The organism is Aeromonas sp. HMWF014, from assembly GCF_963878295.1.
GTDB classification, from domain to species: domain Bacteria; phylum Pseudomonadota; class Gammaproteobacteria; order Enterobacterales; family Aeromonadaceae; genus Aeromonas; species Aeromonas popoffii.
The window spans coordinates 5,680-14,090 of record NZ_CAWNYS010000031.1; the positions used below are offsets into that span (position 1 = coordinate 5,680).

An 8,411-nucleotide genomic window follows, 5' to 3' on the forward strand; every position below is an offset into this window, starting at 1 on the left:
TCTGTCCAGCCGTCGGGCAAGGATGAGATCTACCGCCGCAAGGGGAGCATCGCCGTCACCATGGTCGACAAGGGCGAGCGGGAGGCCTTTGTGGCGCAAGAGGCGCACCGCTGCCTCGAGTGCAACTACCTCTGCAGCAAGTGCGTGGATGTCTGCCCCAACCGGGCCAACGTCGCCATCGCGGTGCCGGGTTTCAAGGACGAGTTTCAGACCCTGCACCTGGATGCCTACTGCAACGAGTGCGGTAACTGCGCCCAGTTCTGCCCGTGGCAGGGCAAGCCCTATCAGGACAAGGTCACCATCTTCAGCCTGCCCGAGGACTTCGACAACAGCCGCAACCCCGGTTTCTATCTGGCCCAAACCGGCGAAGGGTGTGGTGAGCTGCGGGTACGTCAGGATGGCGAGACCTATCGCCTGACCATCGATGCCCAGAGCCGGATCAAGGACGCGCCAGCAGCCCTTGGCGACATGTGCCGCATCATCAGCCATGTCCATGCTCATCACCACTACCTGCTGGGGGCCGTTGAGGTCTGAGCGAACCACGAATAAGCGAAGGAGCACACCATGTTTATTCTGAAGAACGTCACCGCCGTCCAGCTGGAGCCGCCTCTGGTGCTGGAAGGGGTGGATATCGCCATCGAAGGATCGCTTATCAAAGCGGTGGGGCCCAATCTGCGGGCCCTCTACCCACAGGCCAACTATCGGGAGATGGGCGGCAAGCTGGTGATGCCGGGCATCGTCTGTGCCCACAACCACTTCTACTCCGGCCTGTCGCGGGGGATCATGGCCAACATCGCCCCCTGCCCGGATTTTATCTCCACCCTGAAAAACCTCTGGTGGCGGCTCGATCGGGCGCTCGATGAAGAGTCCCTCTACTACAGCGGTCTCATCTGCTCGCTGGAAGCGATCAAGAGCGGCTGCAGTGCGGTGATCGACCACCACGCATCGCCCAACTTCATCAAGGGCTCTCTGAATGTGCTACGCAAAGGGTTTGTGGAGGCGGGTCTGCGCGGTATGACCTGCTTCGAGACCACGGATCGCAACGGCGGCCTCGCCGAGCTGCAGGCCGGGGTGGAGGAGAACATCCTGTTCGCCCAACAGATCGATGCCGCCAAGGCCAAGGGGAGCGAACCCTATCTGGTGGAAGCGCACATCGGCGCCCACGCCCCCTTCACCGTGCCCGACGAGGGGCTGGCCATGCTGCGCGAAGCGGTGCAGGTCACCGGTCGCGGTCTGCATATCCATGTGGCGGAAGACCGCTACGACATGGCCCACGGCCACCACCACTATGGCAAGGAGCCCATCGCCCGGCTGGACGAATTTGGCCTTATCGACAGCAAATCCCTGGTGGCCCACGGCATCTACCTGAGCCCGGCCGACATCGAGCTGCTCAACAGTCGCGATGCCTTCCTGGTGCACAACGCCCGCTCCAACATGAACAACCACGTGGGCTACAACATGCACCTGCCACAGTATCGCAATCTGGCGCTCGGCACCGACGGCATCGGCTCCGACATGCTCGAAGAGCTCAAGTTTGCCTACTTCAAGCACAAGGATGCTGGTGGCGCGCTGTGGCCTGACAGCTTTGCCCGCTTCCTCTGGAACGGCAACACCCTGCTGGAACGCAACTTCGGCGCCAAATTTGGCCGCCTGGAGCCGGGCTACAAGGCCGACCTCACACTCTTCGACTACGACGCACCGACCCCGCTGGCACCGCGCAACCTCGGTGGCCATCTCGCCTTCGGCATGGGATCTGCCAGCGTCAATAGCGTGATGGTGGAGGGGCGCATGGTCTATCAGGACCGCGAGTTCCCGTTCGATGTCGCGCCCATTTATCAGCAGGCCAGCAAGGTGGCGAGCCGCCTGTGGCAACGGATGGATCAGCTGGCCTAAGGCCACCTTCCACAGTTTTGGACCGGATTGCCCACCCTGTGGAATTCCCCGGCGGCGGGCAGCAAGAGTAAGGACGACACATGATTGAGCAATTCTTCTGACCCGAGCAACTGGGTCAGGCTTTGGAACTCAAGGCCCGCTTTGGCAACGACGCCGTCTACATGGGGGGCGGCAGCAAGCTTAACGCCGCCCCGACCCGCACCGACAAGAAGGTGGCCATTTCGCTGGAACAGCTGGGACTGAACCAGATTGAACAGCAGCAGGGCCAGCTCCATATCGGCGCTACCGTCACCCTGCAGACCTTGAAAGATGATCCCCGCACCCCGGCCGCCCTGTGTGAGGCGCTGGGGTTTGTCTACTCCCGCCATGTGCGCAATCAGGCCACCCTCGGCGGCGAAATTGCCTGCCAGCAGCAGGACTCCCCGCTGCTGCCGGTACTGCTGGTGCTCGAAGCCGTGGTGGTGCTGGAGAACAACCAACTGCAACCCATCGACGCCTATCTGGCGGGTCAGCGCAATGCCCTGGTACTGGGAGTTGTGCTGCCGGAGCCTGCGCTGCGTTGTGCCACTCGCCGCATCAGCCGCAACGCCGATGGTCTGGCGGTAATGACCGCCGCCGTGGCCCTCGATGCCCTTGGTGAGATGCGGGTCGCCGTTGCTGGTGTTACGCCGCAGCCGATGCGCCTGCGTGACGTGGAGCGCCGCGATCTGCACGACGCCGCGCTGGAGGCCGCCGTGAGCGAGCTGATTTCGCCCCGTGAGGATCTGGCGGGCAGCATAAGTTACAAGCGCTATATCAGCGGGGTAGTGGTGGCGGATCTGCTGGTCGAGTGTCAGCAGCAGGAGGTACAGGCATGATGGAACTTAACTTCACACTGAACGGTGCCCTGCGCACCGTTATCACCCCGGCTGGCGAGAATGCCCAGCGGGTGCTGTTCAACCAGTGCCGGATGCACTCGGTGCGCAACAGCGACGACGGCTTTGGCTTTGCCGGCTCCGACGCCATCCTGTTCAACGGCAAGGTGATCAACGCCTCCCTGTTGATCGCCGCCCAGCTGGAGGGGGCGCAGGTGCGCACCGCCGAGTCGCTGGGCAGCTGGAACCAGCTCAGTCTGGTGCAGCAGGCGATGGTGGATGTGGGCGTGGTGCAGTCCGGCTACAACGATCCGGCCGCCGCGCTCATCGTCACCGACCTGCTTGATCGCCACCCCGAGCCCACCCGTGATCAAATCGACGATGCCCTCTCGGGCCTGTTTCACCGCGATGGCGGTTATCAGCAGTTTTATCAGGCCATCGAGCTCGCCTGCTCGCGCCTCAAGGACCCGGATTACCTGTGCCAGATCGCCCCCGAGTTTCGCGACGATTTGCGCCATATCGGCAAGAGCTGTCCGAAAGTGGACGCCGCCAAAATGGTGCAGGCCAAGCCCTGCTACGTGGAGGACAGGGTTACCGAGGATGCACTGATCATCAAGATGCTGCGCAGTCCCCATCCTCATGCGGTGATCACCAAACTCGACGTGAGCCGCGCGCAAGCGCTGCCGGGGGTTGTGCATGTCATCACCCACCTCAACTGTCCGGATGTGTTTTACACACCGGGTGGTCAGAGTGCTCCCGAGCCGTCACCGCTGGATCGCCGTATGTTCAGCCGCAAGGTGCGCCACGTAGGTGACAGGGTTGCCGCCGTGGTGGCCGAGAGCGAAGCGATCGCATTGGCTGCGCTCAAGCTCATCGAGGTCGAGTATCAGGTGCTGCCTGCGGTCATGACCATCGATGAGGCGATGGCCCCCAATGCATCGCTGGTACACGACGAACCCATCGTCTACATGGCGGGTGCGCCTGCGGATCTCGAGCAGCAGAACGCCTGCTCGGTGCGCCGTGGCGACGAGCACATGATCATCAACTTCCCCATCGGCTCCCGCCCGCACGAGAACCTGGCCGCCAGCGTCCATGGCCAGATCGGCGATGTGGCCAAAGGCTTTGCCGAGGCGGACGAGATTGTCGAGCGCACCTACGAGTCGACTCAGGCCCAGCAGTGCCCGACCGAGCCGCACATCTGCTTTACCTACATGGATGGGGATCGTCTGGTGATCCACGCCTCCACCCAGGTGCCGTGGCACGTGCGCCGTCAGGTGGCGCGCATCGTCGGCATGAAGCAGCATCAGGTGCATGTGATCAAGGAGCGGGTAGGGGGCGGCTTTGGCTCCAAGCAGGATATCCTGCTGGAAGAGGTGTGCGCCTGGGCGACCAAGGTCACCGGCCGTCCGGTCACCTTCCGCTACACCCGTGAAGAGGAGTTCATCAGCAACACCTCCCGCCACGTGGCCAAGGTGAAGGTGAAAGTGGGGGCCAAAAAAGATGGCACCATTACCGCCATCGAGATGGATTTTCGTGCCAACACCGGTCCTTACGGCAACCACTCCCTGACGGTGCCGAGCAATGGTCCTGCGCTCTCTTTGCCGCTCTATCCGTGCGACAACGTGCGCTTTACCGTCAACACCTACTACAGCAACATCTGTCCAACTGGCGCCTATCAGGGTTACGGTGCGCCCAAGGGTAACTTCGCCCTGACCATGGCCATTGCGGAACTTGCCGAGAAACTGGGGATCGATCAGCTCGACATGGTGGAGCACAACCGGGTGCACGAAGGGGACATCCTCAAGGTGCTGGGTGCCATCGGCGAGGGCAAGATGCCTACCTCGGTGCCCCACGCCGCCAGCTGCGCTCTGGAACCCATCCTCAAACAGGGTCGTGAGCTGCTCGCTTGGGACAGCCCCAAACCCGCTGACGGGGATTGGCGCATCGGTCGTGGCGTCGCCATCATCATGCAAAAATCGGGGATCCCGGATATCGATCAGGCCAACTGCATGGTCAAGCTGGAATCGGACGGCACCTTTATCGTCCACTCCGGTGGCGCCGATATCGGCACCGGCCTCGATACCGTGGTCGCCAAGCTGACCGCCGAGGTGCTCGGTTGCCCGCTCAGCGATGTGCATGTGATCTCTGGCGACACTGACCACGCCCTGTTCGACAAGGGGGCCTACGCCTCGTCAGGTACCTGCTTTTCCGGTAATGCGGCCAAGATGGCGGCCGAGAATCTCAAGGCGAAGATCCTGTTCCATGGAGCTGCCATGCTGGGCGAGCCGGTGGAGGATGTTGAGCTGGTTCACCCTGGCATAGTGCGCGGCAAGCTGGGGGAGGTGAGCCTCGCCAAGCTGGCCCACAAGGCGGAGACCGGTACCGGCTTCGGCATTCTGGTGGGCACCGCCAGCTACATCACCTCTGAGCTCGCCTTCCCGTATGGGGCCAACTTCGCCGAGGTGGCGGTCAACGTCAGAACCGGCGAGATCCGTCTCGACAAGTTCTACGCTCTGCTCGACTGCGGCACGCCTATCAACCCGGAGCTGGCCCTCGGCCAGATCTACGGGGCGACCATGCGGGCCATCGGCCATACCATGACCGAAGAGATCTGCTACGACAGCAAGGGCATCCCGCTCACCCGGGATCTCAAGAGCTATGGCGCGCCCAAGATTGGCGACATTCCGCGCGATTTTCGGGCCTTCCTGGTGCCGAGTGATGACAAGGTTGGTCCCTACGGCGCCAAGTCCATCTCGGAGATCGGGGTGAACGGCGCCGCGCCCGCCATCGCCACCGCCATCCACGACGCCTGCGGTGTCTGGCTGCGCAAGTGGCACTTCACGCCGGAGCAGATCCTGCGCGAACTGGGCAAGCTGGAGCACAACGTGTCGGCATAACAAAGAAAAGGTGAGGGGCGGGCGCAAGCTCGCCCCCAGCACCTGGCTGCAGGTAAACCGTTATGACCCCATAGGATCGGGCCTGCTTTCCATCCAGTCGGTCAACTTCTCCTTCGTGACCGTGATGATCGCCCTGGGCGGTGCCATGAAGAAAGATGGCCTGCACGAGGAGCTGATCGTGCCTCAAGTCGATCGCACCTGATTGTTAAAGCCACAAGAACGTCAACAGAACAAAAGAAACAGGGACACGGTTATGAAAAACGACAACTCTGTCAAAGCGGTGCGCGGCAGTTTCTTCGACATCACCCGGGTGGTGGATCAACCCGAGGAGATTGAGCCCAATGCGCGTCTGGTCGAGGATGGGCTGCTGATCATTCGCAACGGCTGCATCGACTGGTTCGGTGAGTGGGAAGAGGGCCGGGATCGCATTCCGGCCGAGGTGCGGGTGCGCGATTACCGCGGCAAGATGATAGTGCCGGGCTTTGTCGATACCCACATTCACTACCCCCAGAGCGAGATGGTGGGGGCTTACGGTGAGCAGTTGCTGGGGTGGCTTAACAGTCACACCTTCCCGGCCGAGCGGCGCTACAACGATCTCGAGTATGCCCGCGAGATGTCCACCTTCTTTATCAAGCAGCTGCTGCGCAACGGCACCACCACGGCGCTGGTGTTCGGCACCGTCCACCCCGAGTCAGTGGATGCCCTGTTCGAGGCGGCGAGCCGCATCAATATGCGGATGATCGCGGGCAAGGTGATGATGGATCGCAACGCCCCCGACTATCTGCTTGATACTGCCGAGAGCTGCTATGTGCAGAGCAAGCAGCTTATCGAGCGCTGGCACGGCAATGGTCGCCTGCTTTATGCCATCACACCACGATTTGCACCCACCTCGACACCCGAGCAGCTCACTATGGCGCGGCGACTGCGCGAAGAGTTTCCCACCACCTATCTGCACACCCATCTGTGCGAGAACAAGGAGGAGATCGCCTGGGTCAAATCTCTGTTCCCGGCGCATCAGGGCTATCTCGATGTCTATCACCAGCATGGCCTCACCGGCCACAACTGCGTCTTTGCCCACTGCGTCCATCTGGAAGAGCAGGAGTGGGATTGCCTGAAGGAGACCGGCTCCACCATCGCGTTTTGCCCCACCTCGAATCTTTATCTGGGCAGCGGCCTCTTCAAGCTGCACAAGGCGTGGCGCAAGCAGGTGAAGGTGGGGATGGGCACCGACATCGGCGCGGGTACCACCTTCAACATGCTGCAGACCCTCAACGAGGCCTACAAGGTGATGCAGTTGCAAGGGGAGCGGCTCTCGGCCTATCAGGCTTTCTATCTGGCCACCCTGGGCGGCGCCCATGCGCTGGGGCTTGATGAGAAGATCGGCAGCTTTGCGCTGGGCAAGGAGGCGGATTTCGTGGTGCTCGACCCGGTCGCCACCCCGCTGCAGCAGCTGCGTTATGACAACTCCACCACCCTGCGGGACAAGCTCTTTGTGCTGCTGACGTTGGGGGATGACAGATCCATCTACCGCACCTATGTGGATGGCCAACTGGTACATGAACGGGGGTAGGGGATGGAGGGGGCTGCCACGGCGCAGCCACGAGGATACGGTGGTTGGCGTGCCCACAGGGAGGCCAACACCCAAGTAAGAGCGGGGCATGTTTCCCCGCAACAGAAGGTGAAATGGCCCGGTTTTTTTGACCAGCAAGGCAAACGTTTGAGTCAAGGCTGCCTCTCCTGGTCTGTCTGTCGCACTCTCTGCCGACATCGCCTGTTTTTCACCAGACTGGCGCTCGGCAGACCCACAGATCCTGCCGCCATTTCGTCATGGAACACTCAGGCGCGTGTGAAGGAGTTGGGTATGACCCAAGCAAATAGCAGGACAAACAGCGTGGAACCGCTGGCCAATGATGACGCCGGCAAGAGCGCACCAAAGCAACAGCCGCTCGCGGCTCTAGATCGCTACTTTATGATCAGCGAGCGGGGCAGCAATATCAGGCAGGAGGTACTGGCAGGCCTCACCACCTTCCTTGCCATGGTCTACTCGGTGATCGTGGTGCCGGGTATGCTTGGCAAGGCGGGCTTTCCCCCCGGCGCCGTGTTTGTCGCCACCTGTCTGGTGGCGGGTTTTGGTTCGCTCTTGATGGGGCTCTGGGCCAAGCTGCCCATGGCCATCGGCTGCGCCATCTCGCTCACCGCCTTTACCGCCTTCAGCCTGGTGCTGGGGCAGCAGATCCCCATTCCGGTGGCGCTCGGTGCCGTCTTCCTGATGGGGGTACTCTTTACCGCCATCTCGGTGACCGGGGTGCGTAGCTGGATCCTCGACAACCTGCCGATGGGGATTGCCCACGGCACCGGCATCGGGATCGGTCTCTTCTTGCTGCTGATTGCCGCCAACGGGGTGGGGTTGGTCATCAAGAATCCGTTGGAGGGGCTACCGGTGGCACTGGGGGCCTTTACCTCCATGCCGGTCATCATGTCCCTCATCGGCCTTGCGGTGATCGTCGGGCTGGAGAAGCTGAAAGTACCGGGCGGGATCCTGCTGGTGATCATCGCCATCTCCCTCTTCGGCCTCATCTTCGATCCGGCGGTGACCTATCAGGGGCTGTTTGCCATGCCGAGTCTTGCCGATGAGCAGGGCAAGTCCCTCATCTTCACTCTGGATATCATGGGGGCCCTCTCGCCGCTGGTGCTGCCAAGCGTGCTGGCGCTGGTGATGACGGCGGTGTTTGATGCCACCGGCACCATACGGGCGGTGGCATCAAAC

Annotated in this window: 5 protein-coding genes and 2 pseudogenes; all 7 read left to right on the forward strand. The window is 61.9% G+C overall.

What is annotated here, in order from left to right:
• A pseudogene (locus AAC083_RS22730) lies at positions 1–534 on the forward strand (putative selenate reductase subunit YgfK); the annotation flags it as partial.
• Between the two features lie 30 nt (positions 535–564).
• Positions 565–1,893: a putative aminohydrolase SsnA gene (gene ssnA, locus AAC083_RS00990; RefSeq protein ID WP_108535659.1), complete on the forward strand. Its 1,329-nt coding sequence runs from the start codon at positions 565–567 to the stop codon at positions 1,891–1,893.
• A gap of 110 nt (positions 1,894–2,003) precedes the next feature.
• Positions 2,004–2,750, forward strand: coding sequence for a molybdopterin-dependent oxidoreductase FAD-binding subunit (gene ygfM / locus AAC083_RS00995; RefSeq protein WP_258224578.1), 747 nt, complete (start codon positions 2,004–2,006; stop codon positions 2,748–2,750).
• On the forward strand, positions 2,747–5,644 hold the full coding sequence (locus AAC083_RS01000; RefSeq protein ID WP_219927855.1) for a molybdopterin-dependent oxidoreductase Mo/Fe-S-binding subunit: 2,898 nt from the start codon (positions 2,747–2,749) through the stop codon (positions 5,642–5,644). Before ygfM ends, AAC083_RS01000 begins: the two co-directional genes overlap by 4 nt.
• A 40-nt stretch (positions 5,645–5,684) precedes the next feature.
• Positions 5,685–5,825: pseudogene (locus AAC083_RS01005) on the forward strand (xanthine permease XanP); the annotation flags it as partial.
• A 72-nt stretch (positions 5,826–5,897) separates the two neighbouring features.
• A complete protein-coding gene (guaD, locus tag AAC083_RS01010) occupies positions 5,898–7,214 on the forward strand; it encodes a guanine deaminase (protein WP_108535660.1) in 1,317 nt (438 codons plus the stop codon).
• Positions 7,215–7,613: 399 nt separating this feature from the next.
• Positions 7,614–8,411 (forward strand): NCS2 family permease (locus AAC083_RS01015; RefSeq protein ID WP_258224579.1); only part of this gene is annotated, 798 nt, incomplete at its 3' end.